The organism is Pseudomonas sp. H9, assembly GCF_004353925.1.
In the GTDB taxonomy this organism is placed as follows: domain Bacteria; phylum Pseudomonadota; class Gammaproteobacteria; order Pseudomonadales; family Pseudomonadaceae; genus Aquipseudomonas.
Genome location: NZ_SMOK01000010.1, coordinates 65,132 through 89,432, shown reverse-complemented (window position 1 = coordinate 89,432; position 24,301 = coordinate 65,132). Strand labels below are relative to the sequence as shown.

The following is a 24,301-nucleotide window of genomic DNA, read 5'->3' as shown; positions in this document are numbered from 1 at the left end:
CATCGTGAGTGAAGACACAAAAGTTAAAGGTCCTGCCTCGTACTTTCCTTCGATTGAGAAAAAGTACGGGCAGCCGATTTCGCATTGGTTGGATCAGCTCAAAACCCAGCACGGCAAGAAACACATGGAGATGGTGGCTTGGCTGAAAGCCGAGCACGGAATGGGGCATGGCCATGCCAATGCCCTCGTCGCGCACTACCTGGCGAGCTGACGAAGCTCCCCTTTTGGTGGGAGCGACTGTCTTGCTCATCTTGTAGGGTTTACCCGCGATCACGGGCAAAGCCCGTGCCATTCACTGCGGTGTTTGCTTCGCGGGTGAACCCGCTCCCACAGAATTTTTGAAACCCTGGTGGGAGCGGGCTTGCCCCGCGATAGCGATATGTCTGTCACATCGTATCGCGGGGCAAGCCCGCTCCTACTGGCGGTTGTAGTTAGCGCACGCCCACCGGTGCAGTCACTTTCGTCCCAAGCGACGAGTTGACGGTGACCGTCGGGCTCGCCGTCGGAGCGTTGCCGGTGGTGGTGACCGACACCCGCCAGCGTGCTCCGGTGCCAGTCGGGCTGAGTGTGGCGGTACCAAGGCTCACCGCGCCGCCGGTGGTCGAGGCCGTCACGGAGATTGTGTTGCCGGCCGCTAGTGACGTGGTACCGGCCAAGTCCCAGGTGTAGCGGTTGTTACTGCGCGCGGTCACCGTGGCACTGCTGACCACCAGTTCCTCATTGACCACTGCGGCGCTGACTGCGACCGTCACTGTGGCCGGTTTCTCCGAAACCGCATCCTTGGCATCACTGGCGTTGTAGGTGAAGGTTGCGGTAAACGGTGTCGGGACGCTGGGCGGTGGTGTGTAAGTGACGCGGACGCCGTCGGTGCTGGTGCTGCCCTGGCCGGAGTCCGGTTGTGTCAGGTCTACCACTTTCAACGGCAGGTTGCCGTCAGGGTCGGTGTCGTTGGCCAGTACGTTGATGATCAGCGGTTGGCCGTTGTTGCTGACAGCACTGTCGGGATTGGCCAGCGGTTTTTGGTTGTTGCCCTGGTTGTTGTCATCGCGGTCGCCGGTGCGGAAAGTCGGCAATGCCGCCGAGTTGACATAGGTGACCCCGTCCCAGCCCGGCAGCGGGGTTGGCATCAACTGAAACTGCCCCGGATGTTCGACATCCCAACGCAGCAGCATCGAGGTGTCCTCATGCTGGGTGTTGTGGCAGTGCTCCATGTAGGTACCGGCAAACTCACGGAAGCGAATCGCCATTTCTACATCCACGGAGCTGTCGATGCCTTCGCCGATGCGGTACACGTCTTTGCGCGCCCATTTCTCCCATTCCGGTGGCGCCTTGCCGTCGCGGCTGAGGATGATGCCTTCCTCAAAATGCACATGTACCGGATGGTTCCAGCCATTGCCACCGTTCTTGATTTTCCACACCTCCAACGTGCCTTCGCCGGCGAATCCGGCATCGGTTGGCCCGGTTGCCAGCTGCGGGGCGGCACTGATACGCCGCGGGTCCATGGTGTAGCCCACACCGCCATCGGTCTTGATCGTCCATGGCGCCTCGTCGGTGCCGTCGGAACGACCGAAAATGTACTCGCGATGCCGCGCCACTTTGAGCTTGGCCTGGACGGCCGGGTCGTCCCGATCCAGGGTCAGCGGGATCATGGTTTTACCTGCCGGCTTGCCCGGTTTTGCCGGTTCGAAGTCGGCCGGGTTCATGCTCACGTCTTGCCCGCTGTAAGGCTGCACCAGCAGTTGCAGGAACTTGCCCACCGCCGGGTCACCTTTGTCCCATTGCGGGCCTTTGCTGGTCTGCTTGATCACCGCTTTGTACTTCTCCGACAACACATCGGCCAGGCTCAAGGGGTTTTTCTCCGGGCCTTTGCCGGTTTTGTGTTCCATCAGGTTGACGAAGTACAGCTTGTCACCGGGTTTGATCCCGTTCTTGGCGAAGTTGATGATGATGTCGAAACGCTCGGCGATGCCTTGGGTCGGCAGAATCGCGTTGTGGTTCTGCCGATCACCGTCGCCGTCCAGGTCCATGCTGCCGTCGAACGGCACTGAGTGCTCCATGATGTTGCCGTCGTTGGCAATCATGTGGAACGGCACACGGGTGTACGACACGCCAGAGCCCGACGGCCCCGGAAACTCGCCACCGGTGCCGGCGACTTCACGCACCACCGCCAACCGGAAGTAACGCGACACCGAGCCATTGAGGATACGGAAGCGGTAGCTGCGCGCGCGGACTTTCAGGCGCGGCTGGTACTGCCAGTTGACCAGGATCTGGTCGCCAAGGAAGCCATCGGTGTTGAACGGGTTGAACCACAGCTGGCCATTCTCATCCCAGGCCTTGTCGGCGATCACCAGGTTCACGTCGTAGTCGCGGTTGCCCCAGGGTAATGCCGAGCCGCTGGGCAGCCGCAGGTTGACGCCATCGTCGAGCGCTTCGTTGCCGCGGTCGAGGGCGCTGTAATAGTTCATCATCACTGCGTTGCCTTTGTAGACGTTCTGCGCGGTGAAATCGAGCATGTGGTCGTGGAACCAGTGGGTGCTCATGGTTTCGTGCCAGTCACCGCGAATCTTGATGCTGCCGTTGTCACAGGTTTTCAGGCCCGGGCTTTTGTCGTTGACGAACAGTTTTTCGCCAGGCGAGCAGGGGAACGCTGCACGCGGGTCTTGAGCATCGGTGTTGATGCTGTCGTAACCGGCCAGTTGCAGCGGCCAGCGATAGTCGTAGTACTGCCCCGGAAAGAAAAATGCGTTGGTGTAGCCATCGCTCTCTGCAGGTGAGTGGCCGTTGTGCTCATGGGTGCTGATGGTGTGCAGGCCGAACCCGGCGTTGGCTGCCGGGTCGATGGGCAGGGCATTGTAGTGGCGCATCAGCAAGGGTTGGCCGAGGCGGGCCATCAACAGTTTTGGGGGGAAGGTGCCATCGAAGGTCCACAGCGAATTGTGGTTCTGCAGCGGCATGTTGGGGTGAAAGCGTGTGTCGATGCCGCGGGTGGTGCCGGTCGTGGTTGGGATGTCCGAAGTCTGGTAGTAGAGCCCGCCGGGCGCGAATTCACCGACTGCGTAGTTGTGCAGTTGCCCGCGGTCACGCAAACCAAGGTTCAGACGTGCACCTGTTTGAGTGGTTTTGAAGTCGACCTGAGGGAAGAACTCGTTCCAGCGTTGGTGCGACCAGCCTTTTCCTGGTGGCCGCCCCTCGGCAGGTGATCCGACCGGATAACGGTTGAGGAAGTCTTCGATCTGCGCTTTCCACGGGTTGCGATCGAGTACGTTGGAGAACTCGGACGGGAAAGGATACAGGCCCGGTTGGCGCATGAATGCATCCAGTGCGGCGTTTGACGGCGCGCTGCGGGCTACGCTGTTCGGGTCTTGCTGCGGGGCCGGGCCGACGGTGGGCAGCGGAAACGTCAGCGGTGGTGCAGGGAGGGTCGGGTCGAGCTTTTCCGTGCCGAATTCTTCGAACAACAACAGTTGCTGGGTATACGGCAGCGCCCCGAACAGCGGGCTGGGTTTGCCGTTGGTGGGGTAGTTGAATGAGGTCTGCGCGGCGGGTGGCAGAACGTTGTCGGCCCGCGGAGTATTGCGGTCGCCAAATACGCCATTGGGCAAGGCCAGCGCGCCCTGGTTGGCTTGCGGTAACCTTTCCAAGGCTTCGAGCGCAGCCTTGGGGTCGGCGGGTGGATTAGTGAATGCTGAAGGGTCGGTGGGGGGTGGTGGGCCGAAATTATCCAGTGGAGCGGCGCTGATTGGAGCCAGGTAGGTGGTGAACAACAAAACAGAGACCATACCGGGCCCCCACAAGCGGTTTCGAGAAACGAACCCTCGTGTCGCATTTTTCATTGCTTTCCCCTCGCGTCATGCCGAAACGGCGAAACCTGCCGCCCCGTTGAGGGCGGCAGCTGCTGCGTTAGAAGGGCTGTAGCAACTGCCGGGCCATGTGCGCGGGGCGGCAAAAAAACTGAGAATTATTAGCAGGATGTTTCTAATTGTTTCTCAGGGGGCGATGGGGGTAGTGGGGGATTTTCCGCTCATTGGCTGGGGGGCGCTGGTGGGTATGGGGCTAGGTCCCCATTTCTGGTGGCGATTGCAGCCAGTTCGGATGGCAGTGGCAGCGCTGCAAAAACTCGGCAATCTGCTGCGCCCCACTCAAATGCACCACCGGCACTTGGGGCCCGACGGCCTGGCGAACGGCCTCGATACCGGGGCGGTAGCCATGGTCGAAGGTCCAGACGAACTTGAGAAAAGTCAGGAACGCTTTGTCCAGTTTTTCGCTGCAGCCAACGGGCATGTCAGGGCGGGGGCGGTTCAGCAGGCTGCGCACAATCACACGGCGAAAGCAGGTCAGGCGTGGCGTATCCAGCCAGATGATCAATTGCGCGCGAGGCAGGCGCAAATCGAAGGTGCGTCGGGCATAGTTGCCTTCACATACCCAGGCGTCTGATGACACCGCGAGGCTGACGCGCTCGCGGAACTGATCAGGGTCGGGCTCGGTCCAGCCGGGTTCCCAGAACAGACGGTCCAGGTGCACGACAGGCACATTCAGCTGTTGCCCCAACAGGCGTGCCAAAGTTGATTTCCCGCTTCCGGCGTTACCTAAAATGACGATGCGCTGCATGGTGGAAGTCCTTTCCGGGAAAAAGCCGGCCATTGTGCAGGTTTTTTAGACCTGTAGGAGCGGGCTTGCCCCGCGAAGCGGTGTGACTGACAGATCGCTATCGCGGGGCAAGCCCGCTCCCACCAAACGCTTCAAAACTTTTGCACTCAGGCTTCAGTTTTTTGAATTACCACCTTGTCATGCTTGCCCGGCAAAATCCGCAAAATTTCCATCTCCATGGACGGAGCCCCTTAGGTATTGCGCTTGCAATACTCAGCCCAGCCAGTCGGCCGGGCTTTTTTTACTGCCAGGTAGTCCTCTCTCCATGTTTTCCCAGCGTTTGAACCAAGGCTTTGCCCGGTTATTGCCGGCCCCGCTGAATATCCCTCCGAAAGAATGGCTGCGCGCAGGTGTGGGTGTGTTGCTCGGTCTTTTTCTGGCCGGCACCGCTTGCAGCTACGCTTTTGGCAGTGCCGTGGCCCTGCACTTGCTCGGGCCGCTGGCAGCTTCGGCGGTGTTGCTGTTTGCCGTGCATTCCGGGGCACTGGCGCAGCCTTGGCCGTTTGTTGGCAGTTATGCCTGTGCCACGGCCGTGGGGCTGGTGTTACACCATTGGTTCGGCTCGGCGTTGTGGGTGGCCGCACTGGCGCTGGGGCTGGCGTTGGTGGTGATGTGTGTGCTGCGCTGCCTGCACCCGCCGGGCGGCGGGGTGGCGGTGAGTGTGGTGCTGGCGGACTCAACCCTCGCGTCGCTGGGAGACCGGGTGTTTGAGCCGATTCTGCTCAACGCGCTGGTGCTGCTCGCCGTGGCGGTGATCTATAACCGCTTGACCGGGGTGCGTTACCCAAAAACAGCGGTGCCGCGCAAAGACCTGCACCACACCCGCGATAGTGCGCCGGGCGAGCGGGTTGGCGTCAGCGGCGCAGACCTGGATCAGGCGCTGGAAGAGTTGGGCGAGTTTGTCGACGTGACCCGCGATGAGCTGGAACGGATCATTCTGGCAACCGAGCAACATGCCTTGCAGCGCAGCCTGGGTGGGATTACTGCGGCATCGGTGATGTCACGGGATGTGCAGCAGGCAAGCCCAGACACCTCATTGCAGCAGGCGTGGCAGTTATTGTCGGGGCATCACTTGAAGGCCTTGCCAGTGCTGGATGGGAACAAACAGTTGGTGGGTATCGTGACGCTCAGCGATCTGCTGGCTGCTGTCATGGCCCAGGGGCGCTTCAGTTGGCGCGGGCTGTTGCGCCGGAGGCAGGTGCGGGTTGAGCAGATCATGAGCCGCCCTGTGATGACCGTGCGCAGTGATGAGCCTGCCGTGGCGTTGATTCCGTTACTCAGCGAACAGGGTTTGCATTGCTTGCCGGTGCTGGATGGGTCGCAATTGGTCGGGGTGATCACCCAGACCGACCTGATCGCCGGGCTCAAGCGGCACTTGCTCAGCGCCGCCGCGCGCTCAGATCACCGGATCCCAGCGTTGTGACCAGTCGCTTTCACCGTTGGCGATCAATTCGCGTAGCACCCTGAAGGCTTGCTGCAAGGCTTCACTGTCGCGCTCGCGGGCGTGCACCAGGTAGGTCGGATAGGTGAATTCCGGCGCCTGAGGCACGCGTTCGAAGATGCCGCTGTCCAGGTAGCTCTGAACCACGCGGGTACGGAAGTAGCCACTGCCGCCGTTTTCCAGAATGAACTGCAAGGCCAGCGGGCCGAGGTTGAAACTCAGGGCCGGGCGTGCGCACTCGGGCAGGGCGGCGTCGTGCTGACGGCGGAAGGCCTGGCCCCAGTCGATATAAATGTAAGGTTCGGGTTTGTCGGTACGGCGGATGCGGATCAGCTTCTCTTCCATCAGCTGTTCGACTTGCAGGCCCGGGCCGTACGTAGGTTGATAGACCAGCACGGCGTCGAGCACGCCCATTTCCAGGCGCTGCAGCAATGACTCGCCGTCACTCACTTCACTGCGGATGGCATGGCTGGGCAGGCTGCGGTGCAGGGCACTGACCCAGTCCAGCACCATGGGGTTGCCCAGGCTGACTTCGCCACCGATATGCAGCACCTGATGGCAACCCTCCGGTAATGGCAGGTCACGGCGCGCTGCCTCCCAGGTTTGCACAAGCTGATTGGCATACACCACGAACGCCTCGCCATCGGCGGTGAGGCTGGCGCCACTGCGGCTGCGGATGAACAACTGGCAAGACAGCTGCTGCTCCAGCTTTTGCACCCGTGCGGTGATTGCGGTCTGGGTGACGTGCAGACGCTCGGCGGCGGACACCAGGCTGCCGGTGCGGACGATTTCAAGGAAGGTGCGGGCCAGCTCGATATCCATGGGGGTTGCCGATTGGAGAAGGTTGCCCATTCTAGAGGGTTTACAGCGAAGGTAGGAGCGGGCTTGCCCCGCGATTGCGATCTGCAAGCCACATCACAATCGCGGGGCAAGCCCACTCCTGCACATTGGCCAAATGTCTATAGTGAACAGATCTTTCCGAGCGGAGCCAGGCCATGGAGCTGATCAGTCGAGAACCCTGGTGGCGCGAGCCGCCCAAGCCCGGTCAGCGTGATGAGGATTTGCACTGGGGGTATCTGGAAATCTACAAGGATGGCCATGCGGTGTTCGTTGACCAGCCCCCCAGTGCACGAGAGCTGGCCGAACGCAAAAGCTGTCGCAACTTCCCCCAGGCTGAGGAGTAGGCTGTGCCGAGTTCGTCATCGTAACGGGTTAAAGCGATCAAGCCTGGGCGGCAGCGCTCGGGCAGGCTGGGCAGTCTGATCAAGGAGATGACCATGATTCGACTGACCCTGTCTGATGCGCATGCACTGGCCCATTCGATTCTCTTGCACAATGGCTTTAGCGCCGACCACTCCCGGGCGGTGAGCGATACCATCGTGGCCGGCGAGCGCGACGGTTGCGCCTCTCATGGCCTGTACCGGGTGCTCGGTTGCGTCAGTTCACTCAAGGCGGGCAAGGTGGTGGCCGACGCACGTCCCGATGTGATTGACCAAGCACCCTCGATCGTGCGGGTCGACGCCGCTGGCGGCTTCTCGCAACTGGCGTTCCAGGCGGGTTTGCCGCTGTTGCAAGCCAAAGCCCGCAGCACCGGTATCGCCGCCCTGGCGATCAACCGCTGTGTGCATTTTTCGGCCTTATGGGTAGAGATCGAGCAGTTGGCCGACGCCGGCCTGGTGGCGATGGCGTTTACCCCGAGCCATGCCTGGGTGGCACCGGCGGGTGGCCATCAGCCGGTGTTTGGCACCAACCCGATTGCATTCGGTTGGCCGAGGGCGGGCAAGCAACCGTTTGTGTTTGATTTCGCCACCAGTGCCATCGCCCGCGGCGACATCGAGCTGCATCGGCGCGCGGGCAAGGCCATCCCCGAGGGCTGGGGGGTAGACGAACACGGCCAGCCCAGCACCGACCCCAACGTAGTGCTGGACCGTGGGGCGATGTTGACCTTTGGTGGGCACAAAGGCTCGGCATTGGCGGCGATGGTCGAATTGATCGCCGGACCATTGATTGGTGACCTGACCAGTGCTGAATCGCTGGCCCATGCCGAAGGCAGCAAATCGTCGCCGTACCACGGTGAACTGCTGATCGCCCTGGATCCCAAGCGGTTTTTGGGTGAATCGGCTGAGCAACACTTGGCGCGGGCTGAAACGATCTTCACCAGTATTGAAGGGCAGGGTGCGCGCTTGCCGTCGCAGCGCCGCTATGCCGCGCGGGCGCGCAGTGTGGTGGAAGGGGTGGAGATTCCAGAGGCCCTGTACAACGATCTCAGGGCACTAATCGATTAAGGGGAAGTATCGCGGGGCAAGCCCGCTCCCACAGTGGGAGCGGGCTTGCCCCGCGATTTTCAGGCCTTCAGCGCCGCGTCCGGCCTGACCGCTGGCACCGGTTTACCAATCGCTTGCTCGACCCGCTGTGCTACGACCGGGTCATCTGCAAAAGGTATCAGGCTGACCTGTTCATCGACCTCGCGGCTATGGCCGCGCAGGCAGGCGCTGGTCACCAGGTAGAAGAACGCGACGCCGGTCAGGCAAGACAGCGCATAGATCCAGCTGTCCATGACGGTACTCCTCAGGCCATGCGGGCGTTGGACAACGCCAGCTGTTCATCCGCCACGCGGACGGTACGCCAGGTGTTGTAGGCCATCAGCAGCATGCCGCTGAGGAAGAACACGCCGCCAATGAAACGCACCAGGAACCCCGGATGGCTGGCCACCAACGCCTCGACAAACGAGTACGTCAGGGTGCCGTCTTCGTTGGTGGCGCGCCACATCAAGCCCTGGGTGATGCCGTTGACCCACATCGAGGCGATATAAAGCACGGTGCCGATGGTCGCCAGCCAGAAGTGCAGGTTGATCAGGCCGATGCTGTGCATTTGCTCGCGGCCGAAGACTTTCGGGATCATGTGGTAGAGCGAGCCGAAGGTAATCATCGCAACCCAACCCAGCGCACCGGCATGGACGTGGCCAATGGTCCAGTCGGTGTAGTGGGACAGGGCGTTGACGGTCTTGATCGCCATCATCGGGCCTTCAAAGGTCGACATACCGTAGAACGCCAGCGACAGCACCAGAAAACGCAGGATCGGGTCGGTACGCAGCTTATGCCAGGCCCCCGACAGGGTCATCATGCCGTTGATCATGCCGCCCCAGCTCGGTGCCAGCAGGATCAGCGACATGGCCATGCCCAGCGACTGTGCCCAGTCGGGCAGGGCGGTGTAGTGCAGGTGGTGCGGACCGGCCCAGATGTACAGGGTGATCAGCGCCCAGAAGTGCACGATCGACAGGCGATAGGAGTACACCGGGCGGCCCACCTGCTTGGGCACGAAGTAGTACATCATCCCCAGAAAACCGGTGGTCAGGAAGAAGCCCACCGCGTTATGCCCGTACCACCACTGCACCATGGCGTCGGTAGCACCGGAGTAGACCGGGTAGGACTTGAACCAACTGACCGGAATAGACAGGTGGTTGACCACGTGCAGCATGGCGATCACCACGATGAACGCGCCGAAGAACCAGTTACCGACATAGATGTGCTTAGCCTTGCGACGCAGCAATGTGGCAAAGAACACGATGCCGTAGGCGACCCAAACGATGGCCATCCACACCGCGCCGGCGAACTCGATTTCAGCGTATTCCTTGGTGGTGGTCAGGCCCAGTGGCAGGCTGATCAGCATGATGACGATCGTCGCCTGCCAGCCCCAGAAGGTGAAGGCGGCCAGTTTGTCGCTGTACAGCCGCACCTGGCAGGTGCGCTGCACCGCGTAGTAGCTGGCGGCAAATTGCGCACTGCCGGCGAAGCCGAAGATCACCAGGCTGGTGTGCAAGGGGCGCAAACGACCAAAGCTGGTCCAGGGCAGTTCGAGGTTGAGTTCCGGCCAGACCAGTTGAGAGGCGATCCATACGCCCATCGCCATCCCGACGATGCCCCAGAACACCGTCATGATGACGAATTGCCGGACCACTTTGTAGTTATAGGCTTGGGCCTGTTGATGTGTGCTCATCGCTAGTTTCCACAGTTCCTGTAGGTCGCGTCCTTCCTGAAGGGGTAGGACATCGGCGCAGACTGTAGGAACCCGCCTGCTTTCAAAACAGACTCAGAAACTGGGCAGAACAGCGGATCAGATAATAGCCCCGTATTTACTGGGGAAAAGCGGTACTGTTCTGTCCGGGGTGCGACGAAATATCCCTGTTCTGCGCCTCGAACCATTGGTCGCCGCGCTTTTATGCCGCAGTTGGTGGGCGCTGGAATTGCCTTGACATCACCTTTGGCGCGGACGCAGAATTTCTAAAAACTTTGCGCGCAAAGTTTTACCTTGTTCCTAAGGTCATGTCAGTTCAGCGCGATCAAAAATGAAGCCAATCTGCCGTTAGGCCTGTGCGACTGTGCTTACACAGTGTCAGCAAACAGCGCCAACAGAGCGGGACACTATAAGAACGACGGGAGCAACAGATGAAGCTATCCAAGGAACTCGTCCTACAGGCAAAAGCGACGTTCGGGACGCCAACTTACCTCTACGATGAAGCAGTGCTGCGCAGCAGTTACAGCGAGTTGCGCGACGCATTGCCGGATTGCGTAGACATTTTCTACGCGCTGAAAGTGAACCCCAACCTGTCCCTGGTGAAGTTGATTCGCTCCTACGGCGGCAACACGGAGGTCTGCTCACTGGGCGAGCTGGAAATTGCCCTGAAGGCAGGGGTGGCGCCGCAGGACATTATTCTGTTAGGCCCCTACAAGAAGCCGGAAGAGCACCGTCGCGCACTTGAGGTCGGGGTGTTCGCCATCGTGGTCGAGTCCGAAAGCGAGCTGCGCAAGTTGTCAGCCCTGGCTGGGGAGCTGGGTTGTGATGCACCGGTCGCGATTCGCATCAACCCGAACTTCTCGGCAGCCGGTTCACCCTGGAAGATGGGCGGGCGGCCCACGCATTTCGGTATCCAGGAAGACACCGCCGTTGCCAACTTTGCCGAGTACCTGGCGCTGCCCAACATCAGGGTCAAGGGCATTCACGTGTATAACGGCACCAAGATCCTCGATGCCCAGTCGGTGTATGACAACGCCGCGTACATCCTTGAGCTGTTCCGCACCCTGTCCCGGCGTCATCAGCTGGACATGCGCATGGTCGATGTCGGTGGCGGCCTGGGTATCAAGTATTACGAGAACGAAAAAGAGCTGGATACCACACAGCTCAAGCAGTTGCTGGCGCCGCTGTTCAACGACTTCCATCACGAGTTCCCGCAGACGCGCATCATCCTTGAATCCGGACGTTTCATTGCCGGTAAATGCGGCGCGTTGCTGGTAACGGTCGACAACATCAAAGAAAACCACGGCAAGCTGTTTGCCGTTACCGATGGTGGGACCAACTGCCATGGTGCGGCAGCGGGCAGCGGGCAAGTGCTCAAGCGCAATTTCAATATCGTCAAAGTGACCGGCAGCCACCCCGCACCGCTTTGCCAATACCACGTTTCCGGGCCGCTCTGCAGCCCTGACGATCTGCTTGGCCGGGATGTTTGCCTGGAGGCCTTGCAAGAGGGCGACTTGCTCGCCGTGACTGCTTCCGGAGCCTATGGCCCTACCGCCTCGCCGACGTTGTTCCACAGCCATGGCCACCCGGCCGAAGTGGTGGTCAGCAACAATCAGTTGTTTCTGGTCCGGGCCCGGCAGACAGCCCTGGATATTCGCGACAGCCACGCAGACGTGCCCCTCGAGGCCATGCTCAGCACCGCGCCCGCCGCTGAACCTGCGGCAGAGGTGCGGGCGGCCACCCAGCACCAGTTGAGCGACATTTTGCGGGTGGTGTTGAAGTTGCCGGAAGGGACGGTCATCCACGCCGACTCGCATTTGCGCGATGAGCTGGGGCTGGATTCGCTGACCTCGATGGAGCTGTTGATCAGCCTGGAAGACGAAATCGAAGGCTTCTTCGTCAACCCGGACACCATCGTGCCAAGGCATTTCAACACCGTGGCGACCCTGGCCGACTATATCGATGCGCATCGCCAGCCGCGCCAGACCCATCGATCTGTAAAGGCTGTCGAGGTACAACATGAAAGCGCGTGAAGTGCTGTTGCAGGATGTACTGGAAACCCGCAACGGCTTGCATCCCGACAAGGCGGCGATCATCTATGCCGATGAAGCCTACACCTATGCACAACTGGACGAAGCCAGCGCGCGCCTGGCTGCCGGGCTGCAGGCCAATGGCCTGCAACGCCAGGAGCGGGTGGTGGTGTGCCTGGGCAACCGGGTCGAAATGGTCTGTGCGTTTTGGGGCATCCTCAAAGCCGGGGGCGTCGTGGTCAATGTCGGCCTGGAAACCACGGCCGACAGCCTCGACTTCATCGTGCGTGATGCCGAAGCCTCGGTGCTGATCACCACCACTGACAAAGTCGCCAGCCTCCCAGCCAGCATCACCGGCCTTGGCCACCTGCGCCAGATCGTGCTGCTCGACGGTGAAGCCGATTCGCCCGTGGCGCAGACTTTCGAAAGCCTGCTCGGGCAGGGCGCCGGTGTTCCGCTGCCGACGGGCAACCTTGACCTCGACCTGGCGGCGATCATCTACACCTCAGGTTCCACCGGTGCGCCCAAGGGGGTCATGCTCACGCACCGCAACATGCTGGCGGCCCTGGCGTCTCTCGACACTTACCTGGGCTACCGCGAAACCGACAATGTACTGTGCGCACTGCCGTTGTCGTTCGACTACGGCCTGTATCAGATGATCATGGCCATCAACGCCGGGGCCACCCTGGTGCTGGAGAAGGAGTTCACCTGGCCGATTTTCCTGATCAAAAAAATCCGCCAGTACCAGGTCACGGTGATCCCGTTCGTGCCGACCATGCTGACCTTGCTACATGAATATGCACGCAAGCGCGAGTCGGTCTTCGCTGATGTACGAATGGTCACCAACACCGGTGCTGCGCTCAAGGCACCGCACATCGCTCAGATGAAAGCACTGTTCCCGCAGGCGCAGATTTTCTCGATGTACGGCCTGACCGAATGCAAGCGCTGCACGTACTTGCCGCCTGAAGACATCGACGACAAGCCGGGCAGTGTGGGTATCGCGATCCCCAACACCGAGTTGTGGCTGGTCGACGAACAAGACCGGCGCATCGATGAACCCCATCAGGTTGGCCAGTTGGTGATTCGTGGTGCGACGGTCATGGCCGGCTACTGGCGTAACCCCGCCGCCACGGCGCTCAAGCTCAAGCCAGGGCGCTATCCGGGTGAGAACGTGCTGTACACCGGCGACTACTGCAGCCTCGACGAAGATGGCTACCTGTATTTTCACGGGCGCATGGACCACATGATCAAGTCACGCGGCATGAAGGTCAGCCCCAGTGAAGTGGAGGGCTTTCTCTATGCCATTGACGGTGTGGAGGCGGCGGCCGTGGTGGGTGTCGAGCATGAATCAGTCGGAGAAGGGCTGTGTGCGTTCATCACGTTGGGCCAGGGTGCGAGCCTGAACGCGGAGCAGTTGCTTGAGCACTGCCGGCAGGGCCTGGAACCGTACAAGGTGCCGTTGTCCATCAGTATCGAAAGCAGCTTGCCCCGCACCGCCAATGGCAAGGTGGATTTGCAGCAGTTGCAGCGCTCGGCACGCAATGCCCAGCCGATGGTTGCCGGATGAACGTCAGGGCGCGTTGGTTGCAGAGGGAGGTATAGCGATGAATCAGGGGCGAAACGGTCGTGACCTGACACTGGATGTCAACGGCAACCACTTTGCCTTGCGCACGTGGGGCAAGGAAAGCGGTCGCCCGGTGTTGGCACTGCACGGCTGGCTGGACAACGCCGCGTCCTTCGAGCTGATTGCCCCGGAGCTGCGCAATTGCTTTGTGGTGGCGCCGGATCTGGCCGGGCACGGTCGCTCCGATCACCGCCGGGCCGACAGTGGTTACTACCTGTGGGAACACGCCGATGACATGAACGCCCTGGTCGAGTGCCTGGGCTGGAAGCGCTTTAGCGTGCTGGGACATTCCATGGGCACGGGGGTGGCGTCGATACTGGCGGCGATGAATCGCAACATTGAGCACATGGTGTTCATTGATGGTATGGGCGCGCCCTTTACCGTGGACGACGGCAACACTGTCGAGCACCTGCGCAAAGCTCAACGCTTGTTGCGGCTGGCCCTGCGCACACGCCTGCACGGATTCAGCGGGCCAGAGGAGGCCCAGTTCAATAGCCTGGAAATGGCCATCAACGAGCGGCGCAACAGCATCGATGGCAGCCTGAGTGCCGAAGGCGCCAGGTTGCTGGCGATGCGCGACCTGCTCAACCTGGGGCATGGCTACCGCTGGCGCCACGACCCGCGCCTGGTACTGCCTGAGCCCTTGCAGCTGACTGAACGCCAGGCCTGTGAGTTCCTGCAACACATTACGTGCCCGCTGCAACTGATGCTCGGGCGGCAGGGCTTGTTCGCCGGTAGCGCGTTCGACAAACGAAAGCATGCCTTGCCCCCGGATACCCGGGTGCACTGGCACGACGGCGGCCACCATTTTCATCTGGACAACCCGACAACCACGTTGATCGAGCAACTCAACGTGGCATTGGCGACCAGTGATTCGGGGCCCCAACAACGCATCGTCAATCAGTAACGGAGTAGGTACGTGAAAGAATTCTGGATAGCACCGTCGATTCTGGCGGCTGATTTCGCCCGGCTGGGGGAGGAGGCCGAACAGGTGCTGGCGGCAGGTGCCGATGTCATCCATATCGATGTCATGGACAACCACTATGTGCCCAACCTGACCATGGGCCCACAGTTCTGCAAGGCCTTGCGAAGCCACGGCATTACCGCGCCGATTGATGTGCACCTGATGGTCACCCCGGTGGACAGTATGATCCAGGCTTTCGCGCAAGCCGGTGCCGATTACATTTCAATACATCCGGAGGCCACCCTGCACCTGGACCGTTCAATTCAGCTGATCAAAGACCTGGGCTGCAAGGCCGGGCTGGTGTTCAACCCGGCCAGTACGCTGGACGCCGCCCACTATGTACTCGATCGCCTTGACCTGATCCTGTTGATGTCGGTTAACCCGGGTTTTGGCGGCCAGCGCTTCATCCCGCAGGTGTTGCCCAAGATCGCCGCAGCGCGCAAGCTGATCGACGAGAGTGGCCAAAACATCCGCCTGGAAGTCGACGGTGGGGTCAATCTGCAGACCATTGGTCAGGTTGCAGCCGCCGGCGCAGACATGTTCGTGGCGGGTACGGCAATCTTCGCGGAGCGCGATTACCGCTCCACGATCTCGGCCTTGCGCCGCGAGATTGCCGCCGCTGTACCGCACCATAACCAATAAGTGGCTTTACCCACGATTCGCGTGAATCCTGCATGAGTTATCTGTCCTTGCCTAATACAACCGAAATCACCTTGCAGCCGTTTGTTCGGGCCTGGGAGGGTAGGTATGCTTGACCCGACCTTCGACTTCGACAAAATGCTGTGCTTCTCGCTGTATGCGACAGCCAACGCCATGGTTCGCGATTACGCCGAGCCGTTGAAGCAGCGTGGCATCACCTATCCGCAACTGCTGGTAATGGCCGGGTTGTGGGGAAAGGATGATGTGTCGATCAGCGCCCTGAGCGAGTTGACCTTGTTCGACCTCGGTACCTTGACACCGATTGTCAAACGCCTGGCCGACAACGGTTTCATCACCGTCTACCTTGACCCTAATGATCGCCGTCGGCGCAATGTGCTGCTTACCGACAAAGGCCGAGCACTCAAGGCCGAAGCGGCCAAAGTCTTCAATAACATGGCCTGCAAGATCGACCTGATAGAGAGCGATGTGCAGCAGGTGTTGAACGTGTGCCAGCAGATTCGTACGCGCTTGCGCTGACACAACCACGGTAGGAGCGGGCTTGCCCCGCGATAGCGACCTACCTGGCACACCGCTATCGCGGGGCAAGCCTGCTCCTACCGGGTAGTTAGCGCTGCAGATAGGCCGGGGTATTGAAGTTGCTCAAGCGTTGGTCATCTTCCGGGTACTCAAGCGCCTGTACGGGGTGCTTGAGCAGTGCCCGCTGGAGGCTGCGATCACCTTGTTGCCAGGCCAATTCCAGGTCATCGCGCAAGGCGCAAGGAATCAGGCTGAACATCGGCTGCCAGTAGCCTCCCTGACGGACCATCACCGGGTGTTGCTGATCATTGATCTGGCTGAGCAGGTCGAGCAGCAAGGCACGGTCGATCATCGGTGCATCGCAAGCCAGCACCAGCAGCCAAGGGTGCCGGGCAACCTTGAGCCCCGCCAGCACGCCGGCCAGTGGTCCGGGGAAGTCGGCCTCAGCGTCACTCACCAACTGGTCCGCGTAAGGTTGGTACTGCCCCTGGTTGCGGTTACAGGAGATGATCAGGTCATCTGTCAACGGCCGCACCACTGCCTGCACATGGGCAATCAGCGGTTTGCCGTTCCATTGCAGCAGGCCTTTGTCCTGGCCCCCCATGCGTTGGCCACGGCCACCGGCAAGCAGAAGGATGGAGCAGGGGGACGCGGGGGTGGGCATCGGTAAGGTTCCTGGCAAATTCAACAGCTCACCTTCCCATGCGCGCCACCCCCTGTCCAGATCAGTGCTCCTGAGCCACTGCCTGGGCGTCGCGAGCCTGCGCCCGGCGCTTACCGGTCAGGCGCATGACGACCACGAAGAACACCGGCACGAACACCACCGCCAGGGTGGCACTGAGCATGCCGCCGATCACGCCGGTACCGATGGCTTGCTGGCTGGCGGAACTGGCACCGCTGGCGATGGCCAAGGGCACAACGCCGAGGATGAACGCCAGCGAAGTCATGACAATCGGGCGCAAACGCAGGCGTGCAGCCTGTACCGTGGCATCGATCAGATCATGGCCTTCATCGACCAGGTGCTTGGCGAACTCGATGATCAGAATGGCGTTCTTGGCCGACAGGCCGATCAGGGTGATCAGGCCGACTTTGAAGAACACATCGTTGGGCATGCCACGCAGGCTGACGGCCAGTACTGCACCGAGCACGCCCAACGGCACCACCAACAGCACAGCGGTCGGAATTGACCAGCTTTCATACAACGCTGCCAGGCAGAGGAACACCACCAGCAGCGACAAGGCCATCAACATTGGTGCCTGGGCACCCGACAAGCGCTCCTGCAACGACAGGCCGGTCCACTCAAGGCCAAAGCCCGAGGGTAACTGGTCGACCAGGCGCTGGATTTCTTCCATGGCCTCGCCCGAGCTGTAACCAGGTGCGGGTTCGCCCGACACATCGACTGCCGGGTAGCCGTTGTAGCGCGTCAACTGCACGGGGCCGGTCACCCACTTGGCCTGGACGAATGCCGACAGCGGCACCATCTTGCCACTGTTGTTGCGCACATGGATTTTCAGCAGGTCTTCGACCTGAGCGCGCTGATCACCTTCAGCTTGCACCACCACACGCTGCATCCGCCCCTGGTTGGGGAAGTCGTTGACGTAGTTGGAGCCCACTGCGGTGTTGAGCACATTACCGATATCAGCAAAGGACACGCCCAGCGCATTGGCCTGTTTGCGATCAACCTCAAGCTGCACTTGCGGGCTTTCCGCCAGGGCATTTTCCCGCATATTGACCAGCACCGGGCTTTTCTCGGCGGCGGCCAGCAACTGATCACGGGCTTGCATCAAGGCGCTATGCCCAAGGCCGCCGCGGTCTTGCAGGCGGAACTCGAAACCGCTGGAGGTCCCCAGGCCGTCAATCGGCGGTGGCAGCACAGAGAAGGCAATGGCGTCTTTGAGCTGGCTGAAGGCCGCATTGGCGCGGTCAGCAATCGACTGGGCACTGTCGTCGGCGCCGCGCTCGGACCAATCCTTGAGCGTGGTGAACGCCAGCGCGGCATTTTGTCCGCTGCCGGAGAAACTGAAACCCAGAATCAGCGTACTGTTTTCCACCCCAGCTTCGGTGGTGTTGTGCGCTTCGATTTGCGCTGCTACCTGTTCCGTACGGGCGCGGCTGGCACCCGGCGGCAACTGGATGTCGGTGATGGTGTAGCCCTGGTCTTCAGTGGGCAGGAACGAGGAGGGCAGCTGGTTAAAGCCGTACACCAGGCCTGCCAGCAGTACCAGATAGACCATCAGGTAACGCCCGCTGCGCTTGAGCGCCTGGATCACCCAGCGCTGGTAACCCGTGTTCACCTGCTCGAAACGGCGGTTGAACCAGCCGAAGAACCCGGTTTTGTGCTGATGCTCACCCTTGGCTACCGGTTTGAGCAGGGTGGCGCACAGGGCCGGGGTCAGGCTCAGGGCAAGGAAGGCGGAGAACAGGATCGACACCGCCATGGACACCGAGAACTGCTGGTAGATCACCCCGACCGAGCCGTTCATGAAGGCCATCGGCAGGAACACTGCCACCAGTACCAGGGTGATACCGACGATGGCGCCGGTGATCTGGCTCATGGCTTTCTTCGTTGCATCGCGCGGTGTGAGGCCTTCTTCGGACATGATCCGTTCGACGTTCTCCACCACCACGATAGCGTCGTCCACCAGAATGCCGATGGCCAGCACCATGCCGAACAGGGTCAGTACGTTGACCGAGAAGCCCAGCGCCAGCATCACTGCGAAGGTGCCCATCAAGGCCACCGGCACCACCAGCGTCGGGATCAGGGTGTAGCGGATGTTCTGCAGGAACAGGAACATCACCGCGAACACCAGGGCCATCGCCTCAAGCAGGGTGGTGATGACTTGCTGGATCGACACCTTGACGAACGGTGAGGTGTCGTAAGGGATGTCGAAGGCCGCGCCAGCTGGCAGGTAGCGTGACAATTCGTCGAGCTTGCCGCGCACCAGGGTTGCGGTTTCCATGGCGTTGGCGCCTGGTGACAGCTGCACGCTGAAGGCACTGGTAGGTTTGCCGTTGAGACGAGTGCCGTATTGATATTCCTCGCTGCCGATTTCCACCCGGGCGACGTCACCGATGGTCAGCCGCGAGCCGTCGGGGTTGGCGCGCAAGACAATATCGGAAAACTCCTGCACGGTGCTCAACTGCCCTTTGATCACCACGTTGGCGGTGATTTCCTGGCTGCCGGTGGTCGGCAGGTCGCCGATGCTGCCAGGCGCAACCTGGGCATTCTGCGCGGCAATGGCGTCGTTGACGTCATCGGGGGTGAGGTTGAAGCCGATCAGCTTCTGAGGGTCGAGCCAGATGCGCATGGCCCGTTCTGAACCATACAACTGCGCTTTACCGACACCCTTGAGGCGGCGGATTTCGTTCATCACGTTGCGCGCCAGAAAGTCGCTCAAGGTGACTTCGTCCAGGTTGCCTTGCTCAGCGGTGAGGGTCACCAGCAGCAGGAAGCCGGTCGATACTTTCTCGACCTGCAGGCCTTGTTGGGTGACCGGCCGCGGCAAGCGCGACTCCACCACTTTCAAGCGGTTCTGCACATCTACCTGGGCCAGGTCAGGGTTGGTACCAGGCTCGAAGGTGGCGGTGATGGTGGCGCTTCCCAGGCTGCTCTGGGAACTGAAGTACAGCAGGTTGTCGGCACCGTTAAGCTCCTCCTCAATCAGGCTGACCACGCTTTCGTCGATGGTCTGTGCCGAGGCACCGGGGTAAACGGCATAGATCTCGACTTGCGGCGGTGCCACGTCGGGGTACTGGGCGACGGGTAATTGCGGAATCGCCAGGGCGCCGGCCAACAGAATGAACAGGGCCACCACCCAGGCGAAGACCGGGCGGTCAATGAAGAACTGCGGCATGAATCAGGCCCTCACTGGCCAGTGGTCTGAACGATGGAAGGGGCAGCCTTGCCGAGGTTGTCGACCCGCACCTGATCGCCGGGATTGACGTGCTGCAGGCCTTCGATTACCACCTGGTCACCGGGCGCCAGGCCTTCGCTGACGATCCAGCGGTCGTTCTGTACGCTGCCCAACACCACCGCGCGCTCGCTGACACGCTGCTGGGCGTCCACCAGCAACACCCGTGGATTGCCCGCGCTGTCGCGCAGAATTGCGCGTTGTGGAACGCTGATGGCCTGCTGTTTGATCGCCTGCTCCAGGCGCACACGGATGAAACTGCCAGGCAGCAGGTCGAGGTCCGGGTTAGGGAACTCGCTGCGCAGGGTGATCTGGCCGGTGCTGGGGTCAACACTGATGTCGGAGAACAGCAGTTTGCCTGGCAGCGGGTAAGGCGTACCGTCGTCCTGGATCAGGGTGGCGCGAGCCTGGCCCTGACCGACCTGCTGCAGCTCACCGGCACGCAGGGCGCGGCGCAGGGCGTTAAGTTCACGGGTGGATTGGGTGACGTCAGCGTGGATCGGGTCCAGCTGTTGGATGGTCGCCAGTGGCGTGCTCTCGTTTTGCCCGACCAGTGCGCCTTCGGTCACCAGCGCCCGGCCGATGCGTCCGGAAATCGGTGCTGTCACCGTGGCATAGCCCAGGTTCAGGCGCGCCCGCTCCAGGGTCGCTTTGGCTTCGGCCACTGCCGCATCGGCCTGCATGAAGGCTGCGCGGGCGTTATCGTGGTCCTGGCGGCTGACGGCGTTGATGGCAATCAGCTCGCGGTAGCGTTCATCTTGCAGACGTGCCTGATAGCGGTTGGCTTCGGCCTTGGCCAGGCTGGCCCGGGCGCTGTCATAGTCGGCCTGGAAGGGCGCCGGGTCGATGCGAAACAGCACATCACCCTGTTTGACGTCACTGCCTTCGCGATACACGCGCTTGAGTACCACGCCGGCAACGCGTGCGCGAACTTCTGCGGTGCGCGGGGCCAGAATACGGCCATTGAGTTCGGTGCTGATGGCCAGCGGCTGGACACGAACGGTTTCGACGCTCACGGCGCTCGGCGGCGCTTTAGCGTCTTCAGGGGTGCTGTCTTTGCACGCACTGAGTGGCAAGGTAACAGCCAAAAGCGCGATCAAGGCGCGCAGACGGACGGGGCTGGAACTGAACATGCGGATCTTCCCTATATGACCCGGCAATGCTAAGGCAGGAGGCCAACGTCCAACTGTTAAGCTGTGTAGGCCGAGTGTGAAAAAGTGTGAAGGGTTGCGCTGACGGTGCGCGAGGTCCTATATCCTTGCCTGACTTTCCCAGCCTGTCAAACTACTCATGCCCAACATCCTCCTGGTCGAAGACGACTGCGCCTTGTCTGAACTGATTGCCAGCTACCTGCAACGCAACGAGTTTTGTGTCAGCGTGATTGCCCGTGGCGACCACGTATTGGCCGAGGCCCGACGCAGCAAACCCGACTTGGTAATTCTCGACCTGATGCTGCCGGGGCTCGACGGCTTGCAGGTGTGCCGCCAGTTGCGCGCCGAGTCACAAACGTTGCCGATCCTCATGCTCACCGCCCGCGACGACAGCCACGACCAGGTGCTGGGCCTGGAAATGGGTGCCGACGACTATGTCACCAAGCCCTGCGAGCCCCGAGTGCTGCTGGCCCGGGTGCGCACCTTGCTGCGCCGCAGCAGTATCAACGAGCCACGTCTGGAGACCGACCTGATCGTGGTCGGCGGCTTGCGCATCGACCTGGCCGAACGCACGGTGTTCTGGCGTGATCAATGCGTGGAGTTGTCCAGCGGCGAGTACAACTTGCTGGTAGTGCTGGCGCGCCATGCCGGGGAGGTGCTCAGCCGCGACCGGATCTTGCAACAGCTGCGCGGCATCGAGTTCAACGGCACTGACCGTTCGGTAGACGTGGCGATTTCCAAGCTGCGGCGCAAGTTCGACGACAGCGCCGGTGAAGCGCGCAAGATCAAGACGGTGTGGGGCAAGGGCTACCTGTTCAGCCGCCTGGAGTGGGAGTATTGATGCTGGCATGCTGAAGATCCTGATTCGCCTGTACCTGGTGATCATCGTCGCCTATGCAGGTGCGCTGCTGCTGATTCCCGATGCGATTGTCGGGGCCTTCCATGAGCGCTTCATTGCCTACAACCTGGACCAGGCCAAGGGCGTGCAGAAGCTGATCGTCGAGCGCTTTCGCCAGGTGCCCGAAGCGCGTTGGCCCGATGTCGCGGCAGAACTGGCGGCTGACTTCGCACCGCTGGAAATCGAATTGCGCCGACGCGACCAGATTGGCCTGTCTGCCGCCAACCAGGCGCGTCTGGCGGCTGGGGAAAACGTGGTGTGCCTGGGTGACTGGGGCTATTACAAGTCGGCCCTGGCGCCACTGAACGCCACCTGGGCCGTGGAGTTGCGTAACCCGCCGGACCCGATGGACATCAACCTGCTGTCCTGGGGCGTTACCGTGCTGATCGTTGCCGCCTTGTTGGGCTGCTTGCTGTTGTGGGTCTGGCCGCACTGGCGTGACCTTGAGCGTCTCAAGGAAACCGCCCGGCGTCTGGGTCAGGGGCAACTGTCGGAGCGAACGCAAATTCCCGCCCGCTCGAACATCGGCGAATTGGCTCAGGTGTTCGACACCATGGCCCAGGACGTCGAGCGCCTGCTGACCCAGCAACGAGAACTGCTAAACGCCGTCTCCCATGAACTGCGCACGCCTTTGACCCGCCTGGATTTTGGCCTGGTGCTGCTGTTTGACGAAGTCCCGCCGCATTGCCGCAAGCGCTTGCTGGAGCTGGTCGGGCATGTGCGCGAGCTGGACGAACTGGTACTGGAGTTGCTGTCGTACAGCCGCTTGCAGAACGCCGATCAGGCGCGCGAACGCGTCGAGGTGTCGTTGCTGGAACTGGTGGACAGCATCCTCGGTAGTTTTGCCGAAGAGCTGGATGGGCGAGGTATCGAATGGCGGGTGTGTGCTGAAGGCAACTTGCCGCGCTTCATCCTCGACCCACGGCTGACCGCCCGGGCGGTGCAGAACCTGGTGCGTAACGCGATGCGCTACTGTGACCGGCAACTGTTGCTGCGTCTTAGCCTGGATGCCGAAGGGCACTGCCTGTTGACTGTTGAAGATGACGGAATTGGCATTCCAGTTGACCAGCGTGAGCTGATTTTTCAGCCGTTCTACCGCCTTGACCGCAGCCGTGACCGTGCAACCGGCGGCTTTGGCCTGGGCCTGGCGATCAGCCGGCGGGCGATCGAGGGGCAGGGCGGCACCTTGACCGTACGTCAGTCGGCATTGGGCGGCGCGCAGTTCCGCATCCGACTGCCCCGCGGCTGATAGCCTTGCACCTGTGGGAGCGGGCTTGCCCCGCGATTGCGGCCTGGCTGACACACCGCAATCGCGGGGCAAGCCCGCTCCCACCGGCCGGAGAGAACTACACTTAATAGGGTTGTTTCATCCTTGCGGAGCTGATCATGTACAGATTATCGCCACTGGGCCTGTGCCTGGTTGTGTCGTTGTCCAGCGCCCCGGTACTGGCCGAGACTGTGGTGCCGCTCAAAGGCCAGAATTCCCAGCAGACGCAGATCGACATCAACGATTGTCACAACATCGCCAATAGCAGCACCAACACAGCGCCGGTGGCCGGCGGCCGGGTGCGCGGCGCGGCAGTGGGCGCCGCAGCCGGGGCGGTCGGGGCGCAAGTACGGGGTAACCAGCACGAAGAAATCTATGACCGTGTCGACGATGATGTGAAGCAGGACTACCGGCAGAACCGCGCCAAGGAAACCGCAGCAGCGGGGGCGGTGGTCGGAGGTGCTCATCAACGTCAGGAGCGCCGCCAGCAACGGCGCAGCAACGAATCAAATGCGGCCACGGCGTACACCAGTTGCCTGCAAGGCAAGGGCTATCAGGTCACGCCCTGAACCGTCACCAGCCCTTGACGCCGTGCATGTCCGGAAGCCGGTGAGCAATGCCTTTGTGACAGTCGATGCAGGTGGCCTCACCTTTGGCCAGTGAGGTCGAGTGCATGGCCGCTGCGCGCTTGCTCTGGCGGGTGAAGTCCATGAACTCGAAGTTATGGCAGTTGCGGCATTCGCGCGAATCGTTGGCTTTGAGCCGGGCCCATTCGTGCTCGGCCAGCTCCCGACGCATGTTGAGGAATTTGTCGCGGGTGTCGATGGTGCCGAAAATTTTGCCCCACACCTCTTTGGAGGCCTGCATCTTGCGGGCGATCTTGTGGGTCCACTCGTGGGGCACATGGCAGTCGGGGCAGCTGGCACGTACCCCGGAGCGGTTGGTGTAGTGGATGGTTTCCTTCAGTTCGACGAATACGTTGTCGCGCATTTCATGGCACGACACGCAGAATTTCTCGGTGTTGGTCATTTCCAGTGCGGTGTTGAAGCCCCCCCAGAAAATAATCCCGGCAATAAACCCCCCCAGGGTCAAAAAACCCAAGCTGAAATAAACGCTCGGTCGACAGAGGATGCCCCAGTATTCCTTAAGCAGGGCGAACAGTGCTTTCATGGCGCCTC

21 protein-coding genes are annotated in these 24,301 nt (G+C 61.2%); 12 read left to right on the top strand and 9 right to left on the bottom strand.

The window, feature by feature from the left end:
- Window positions 1–4: 4 nt before the first annotated feature.
- Window positions 5–211, top strand: coding sequence for a DUF4287 domain-containing protein (locus tag E1573_RS07550; protein ID WP_133212189.1), 207 nt, complete (start codon window positions 5–7; stop codon window positions 209–211).
- 220 nt (window positions 212–431) lie between these two features.
- Here E1573_RS07550 and E1573_RS07545 read toward each other — a convergent pair whose 3' ends face one another.
- Together E1573_RS07545 and E1573_RS07540 are read right to left on the bottom strand one after the other, a co-directional pair.
- Window positions 432–3,779, bottom strand: a complete 3,348-nt coding sequence (locus E1573_RS07545) for an Ig-like domain-containing protein (protein ID WP_256659489.1) — start codon at window positions 3,777–3,779, stop codon at window positions 432–434.
- A gap of 274 nt (window positions 3,780–4,053) precedes the next feature.
- Complete coding sequence (locus E1573_RS07540) at window positions 4,054–4,608, bottom strand: AAA family ATPase (protein WP_133212185.1); 555 nt, start codon at window positions 4,606–4,608, stop codon at window positions 4,054–4,056.
- 304 nt (window positions 4,609–4,912) lie between these two features.
- Between E1573_RS07540 and E1573_RS07535 the strand changes: the two genes are divergently transcribed.
- Window positions 4,913–6,070 (top strand): HPP family protein, encoded by a 1,158-nt coding sequence (locus E1573_RS07535; protein ID WP_133212183.1) that lies wholly within the window; start codon window positions 4,913–4,915, stop codon window positions 6,068–6,070.
- On the opposite strand, the gene E1573_RS07530 is transcribed toward E1573_RS07535, so the two are convergent.
- A complete protein-coding gene (locus tag E1573_RS07530; RefSeq protein ID WP_133212181.1) occupies window positions 6,044–6,910 on the bottom strand; it encodes a LysR family transcriptional regulator in 867 nt (288 codons plus the stop codon). The two genes, E1573_RS07535 and E1573_RS07530, sit on opposite strands and share 27 nt — an antisense overlap.
- Window positions 6,911–7,083: 173 nt before the next feature.
- On the opposite strand from E1573_RS07530, the gene E1573_RS07525 reads away from it, so the two are divergent.
- Together E1573_RS07525 and E1573_RS07520 are read left to right on the top strand one after the other, a co-directional pair.
- Window positions 7,084–7,272: a hypothetical protein gene (locus E1573_RS07525; protein WP_133212179.1), complete on the top strand. Its 189-nt coding sequence runs from the start codon at window positions 7,084–7,086 to the stop codon at window positions 7,270–7,272.
- Window positions 7,273–7,365: 93 nt separating this feature from the next.
- Window positions 7,366–8,373: an Ldh family oxidoreductase gene (locus E1573_RS07520; RefSeq protein WP_133212177.1), complete on the top strand. Its 1,008-nt coding sequence runs from the start codon at window positions 7,366–7,368 to the stop codon at window positions 8,371–8,373.
- A 59-nt stretch (window positions 8,374–8,432) separates the two neighbouring features.
- On the opposite strand, the gene E1573_RS07515 is transcribed toward E1573_RS07520, so the two are convergent.
- Window positions 8,433–8,645, bottom strand: coding sequence for a cbb3-type cytochrome c oxidase subunit 3 (locus tag E1573_RS07515; RefSeq protein WP_133212175.1), 213 nt, complete (start codon window positions 8,643–8,645; stop codon window positions 8,433–8,435).
- Between the two features lie 11 nt (window positions 8,646–8,656).
- Window positions 8,657–10,084 carry a cytochrome-c oxidase, cbb3-type subunit I gene (ccoN, locus tag E1573_RS07510; RefSeq protein ID WP_133212173.1) on the bottom strand — a complete coding sequence of 476 codons (1,428 nt, stop codon included), beginning with the start codon at window positions 10,082–10,084 and terminating at the stop codon, window positions 8,657–8,659.
- A 449-nt stretch (window positions 10,085–10,533) separates the two neighbouring features.
- On the opposite strand from ccoN, the gene E1573_RS07505 reads away from it, so the two are divergent.
- From E1573_RS07505 to E1573_RS07485, 5 genes are all read left to right on the top strand, one after another.
- The gene (locus tag E1573_RS07505) at window positions 10,534–12,135 is read left to right on the top strand and encodes a phosphopantetheine-binding protein (protein ID WP_133212171.1); all 1,602 of its coding nucleotides are present in this window, start codon (window positions 10,534–10,536) and stop codon (window positions 12,133–12,135) included.
- A complete protein-coding gene (locus E1573_RS07500; RefSeq protein ID WP_133212169.1) occupies window positions 12,122–13,699 on the top strand; it encodes a class I adenylate-forming enzyme family protein in 1,578 nt (525 codons plus the stop codon). Before E1573_RS07505 ends, E1573_RS07500 begins: the two co-directional genes overlap by 14 nt.
- A gap of 37 nt (window positions 13,700–13,736) precedes the next feature.
- Window positions 13,737–14,663: an alpha/beta fold hydrolase gene (locus E1573_RS07495; RefSeq protein WP_133212167.1), complete on the top strand. Its 927-nt coding sequence runs from the start codon at window positions 13,737–13,739 to the stop codon at window positions 14,661–14,663.
- Window positions 14,664–14,675: 12 nt separating this feature from the next.
- The gene (gene rpe, locus E1573_RS07490; RefSeq protein ID WP_133212165.1) at window positions 14,676–15,362 is read left to right on the top strand and encodes a ribulose-phosphate 3-epimerase; all 687 of its coding nucleotides are present in this window, start codon (window positions 14,676–14,678) and stop codon (window positions 15,360–15,362) included.
- A 105-nt stretch (window positions 15,363–15,467) separates the two neighbouring features.
- Entirely contained in the window at window positions 15,468–15,896 is a 429-nt protein-coding gene (locus E1573_RS07485; protein WP_133212163.1) for a MarR family winged helix-turn-helix transcriptional regulator, read from the top strand.
- 88 nt (window positions 15,897–15,984) lie between these two features.
- Here E1573_RS07485 and mobA read toward each other — a convergent pair whose 3' ends face one another.
- The 3 genes from mobA to E1573_RS07470 form a co-directional block, all read right to left on the bottom strand.
- Entirely contained in the window at window positions 15,985–16,560 is a 576-nt protein-coding gene (gene mobA, locus E1573_RS07480) for a molybdenum cofactor guanylyltransferase MobA (protein WP_133212161.1), read from the bottom strand.
- A gap of 61 nt (window positions 16,561–16,621) precedes the next feature.
- Window positions 16,622–19,750, bottom strand: a complete 3,129-nt coding sequence (locus E1573_RS07475; protein WP_133212159.1) for an efflux RND transporter permease subunit — start codon at window positions 19,748–19,750, stop codon at window positions 16,622–16,624.
- Between the two features lie 11 nt (window positions 19,751–19,761).
- Window positions 19,762–20,940 carry an efflux RND transporter periplasmic adaptor subunit gene (locus E1573_RS07470; RefSeq protein ID WP_133212157.1) on the bottom strand — a complete coding sequence of 393 codons (1,179 nt, stop codon included), beginning with the start codon at window positions 20,938–20,940 and terminating at the stop codon, window positions 19,762–19,764.
- Window positions 20,941–21,097: 157 nt separating this feature from the next.
- Here E1573_RS07470 and E1573_RS07465 point away from each other — a divergent pair, with 157 nt between their 5' ends.
- From E1573_RS07465 to E1573_RS07455, 3 genes are all read left to right on the top strand, one after another.
- A complete protein-coding gene (locus E1573_RS07465) occupies window positions 21,098–21,799 on the top strand; it encodes a response regulator transcription factor (RefSeq protein ID WP_133212155.1) in 702 nt (233 codons plus the stop codon).
- Between the two features lie 7 nt (window positions 21,800–21,806).
- On the top strand, window positions 21,807–23,105 hold the full coding sequence (locus E1573_RS07460; protein ID WP_133212153.1) for an ATP-binding protein: 1,299 nt from the start codon (window positions 21,807–21,809) through the stop codon (window positions 23,103–23,105).
- Window positions 23,106–23,242: 137 nt separating this feature from the next.
- Window positions 23,243–23,692: a YMGG-like glycine zipper-containing protein gene (locus E1573_RS07455; RefSeq protein ID WP_133212151.1), complete on the top strand. Its 450-nt coding sequence runs from the start codon at window positions 23,243–23,245 to the stop codon at window positions 23,690–23,692.
- 4 nt (window positions 23,693–23,696) lie between these two features.
- On the opposite strand, the gene E1573_RS07450 is transcribed toward E1573_RS07455, so the two are convergent.
- The gene (locus tag E1573_RS07450; protein ID WP_133212149.1) at window positions 23,697–24,293 is read right to left on the bottom strand and encodes a cytochrome c3 family protein; all 597 of its coding nucleotides are present in this window, start codon (window positions 24,291–24,293) and stop codon (window positions 23,697–23,699) included.
- Window positions 24,294–24,301: the final 8 nt, after the last annotated feature.